The following is a 2,762-nucleotide window of genomic DNA, read 5'->3' on the forward strand; positions in this document are numbered from 1 at the left end:
CCCTCGACCGCCGGAATCACAATCCGGAGCTCTGCCAACTGAGCTACGCCCACCATCAAGACCTGAACCAGGAAAACAAACTCATCCCTGACCAGACGCGGCTGATTATAAGGAAAGCTGTTCAGCTTGCAAGCATGACCCGATATTTTTTTCTTAGATTTACCACTATACTGCCATGAGCGTCTGCCGAGTCCTGCTGACGTTACGCTTCGAGTTAAGTGGACGGTCAGGCAGAGCAAATGACGTTATTTGAAAGGTAGAAATCCCTCAGTGGACACCACTTCTGGTTTACTGCCTTTGGCAGAGTTAACCGAGAATATCTGGTTAAAGGCCACAGCCATCATAATGATGGCAAGGGCTGCCCAGGTATGAACCGACAGGTCTTCACCATTGATGCCCGCTCCCAGTAAAACGCCAATCATGGGGACCAGATAGTTATTCAGTGAGGCAAATACCGGTCCTGCATCACGAATCAGCAACATATAAAGTAAATACACTACACCCGCGCACAGAGTGCCCAGATAAGTCACAGCCATCAAACTGGACGCCGTTGGCGTAATGTCAGTGACCGGGGCCACGATCATCGCAAAGAGAATGATTTGAACCGAAGCGCTGCCAAGAACATTTCTGGCAATGATCAGTGGATGCTCATTCTCCACCCCCTTCAGCAATAGAAGGCCAACGGCAAAACAGGCTGAAGCAACGATAATTGCGCCCGCTGCCATCAGGTTAATGGTACCGTTACCAGACGTTAGCTCAGGGTAAAACAACATAACCAGGCCGGAGAAACCTAACAATACACTGCCAATACCCGCAAAAGTGATACGTGCCCCTTTGATAATAAGAGGAGCCAGAATCACCGTAAAGAATGGGATGGTTCCCATCAAAATTGCAGCAATCGCTGTATCAAGGTATTGCTGCCCCCAGGCGACCAAAATGAAAGGAATCGTCGCTTCCAGCAGTCCAATCAGGCTGAACTTAAACCATTGGCCACTGTTACTTTTTACATTAATCAACTGGCAAATGGTGACCAGCGTCAGGAAACCAATCAGTGAACGTCCGGCGCCTACCCACACCGGCGAAATATCAGCAACCGCCATTTGCTGAAAAATGAACTGGGATCCCCAGATAACCCCAATACCGAAAAGAAAGAGATAATTTCGTAACATCTGAATATTTCGCACAAACGTGTAGCATCAAAAGTTTCGCGAATTTTATGCGACAGCTATCTATTGATACAATGAAACCTCATCATCCAGCTATGTACCCTATCGATACTTTATGCCAAACCAAGACCTTCGATCCAGGCCTTGCCATCTAAGTTGTACCCGCTATGAGTGACCTGAACCGCATTGATTTGAATTTGTTGAGAGTATTCGATCTGTTGATGCTGGAAGGCAGCGTCAGCCGGGTTGCCCAGAAGCTCCATCTCTCACAGTCGACAATCAGCCATGCCCTTTCCCGACTTAGACGACAATTTAATGATGACCTTTTCATCCCGGTATATGGGGGTATGGCACCCACTGAGCAAGCGAAACTGATATCGCCACTGGTTCGACAGGCAATGCTCCTGCTGGAACAGAGTATTAACAGTACTCCGGTTTTCGAACCGGCCCAGAGCAGAGCCAGGTTTCGTCTTGCCGGTGGCGACTATGTCGAACTCGTCTTACTGCCAGTTCTCATGGAGCGAATAGCCCAACAGGCACCTGAAATTAAATTTGAGATAGAAGGCCTTAAAGCAACGGACTATGCAAGGGAGCTGGAATCTGGTGCGATTGATCTCGTTATTGGCTTTGAAACACTGGGCCGACTGGCAAAATCATTAAAAACCGCCAGTATTATGACCGAACAGCTCGTAGTGATTGCGCCTGAACCCATAGACAATGTCCAGGGAGTCATCGCTGTTGATTCGATTGAATCCTTAAAGTTTATCTATCCATCGAGCTGGGGGCATTCACAGGCACTTCTGGATGAGTGGTGTCAGCAACAGGGGGTTGAACGACATATTGCCATTAAAACATCCGGCTTTGTCGCTGTTCCTGTCCTTATGGAAAAGTTTGGCCTGGTAACTGCCCTGCCTTCTGCCATTGCCCGATATTATCAACAACAATTTGGCTTTATGTACTACCCAATCGCCAGTGGTGAACTGACTTATCGCCATCTGCTGACCTGGCATCCACTCAGGGATAAAGACCCAAGCCTGGTATGGCTAAAGCAGCAGATTATTAAAGCGGCTGAAATTATTGAATCTCAAGATACAGCGCTATAGGCAAAGTCATAATACTCGTTACGGCTTCTGAATATGATGTCCGGGCAGCTGTTTTTGACAGTTGGACAAAGGGGCTAATAACAGTGTCGAGTAATCTATGATTATCTTGGTTAATCTGCTTTTTTATTGCCTTATTCAACGGTTGCTACTACCTTGTTTCTGCCACTGACGAAAACCAAGTTTGTGGCAAATTGGGTACAAAAAGACTAGGCGACCCCGTCGGGGTACTTTACAGCCCGAAGTTAATCCCTACAAAAGAGCTGCGTAAGACTTACTCCGGTAAAGTGGTGGCGTTGACGATGTAGATAAAACCAGATAATCCTGATTATCGTAGGTTTTTAGTAACGGAATGTCCCGTCATCGCCTTTGGCGATGTAAGGGATCAGTTTTTTCTGGTCACAAAAAAATCCCGATAAATTACTTTATCGGGATTATCTGTTTGGTGCCTGGCGATGTCCTACTCTCACATGGGGAAGCCCCACACTACCATCGG

At 47.2% G+C, this 2,762-nt stretch carries 2 protein-coding genes; one reads left to right on the plus strand and one right to left on the minus strand.

Translation table 11 applies throughout. The features are described 5' to 3' along the window. Window positions 1-245 precede the first annotated feature (245 nt). Window positions 246-1,169, minus strand: coding sequence for a DMT family transporter (locus KDK13_RS17400; protein ID WP_257286256.1), 924 nt, complete (start codon window positions 1,167-1,169; stop codon window positions 246-248). A 164-nt stretch (window positions 1,170-1,333) separates the two neighbouring features. Between KDK13_RS17400 and KDK13_RS17405 the strand changes: the two genes are divergently transcribed. Continuing rightward, complete coding sequence (locus tag KDK13_RS17405) at window positions 1,334-2,269, plus strand: LysR family transcriptional regulator (RefSeq protein ID WP_257286257.1); 936 nt, start codon at window positions 1,334-1,336, stop codon at window positions 2,267-2,269. Window positions 2,270-2,762: the final 493 nt, after the last annotated feature.

Source organism: Endozoicomonas sp. SESOKO1, assembly GCF_024606265.1.
Taxonomy (GTDB): Bacteria; Pseudomonadota; Gammaproteobacteria; order Pseudomonadales; family Endozoicomonadaceae; genus Endozoicomonas.

Bases quoted from the DNA above. Each gene is read 5' to 3' on its own strand.
- KDK13_RS17405 (WP_257286257.1), top strand. From the start codon at position 1,334: ATGAGTGACCTGAACCGCATTGATTTGAATTTGTTGAGAGTATTCGAT.
- KDK13_RS17400 (WP_257286256.1), bottom strand. From the start codon at position 1,169: ATGTTACGAAATTATCTCTTTCTTTTCGGTATTGGGGTTATCTGGGGA.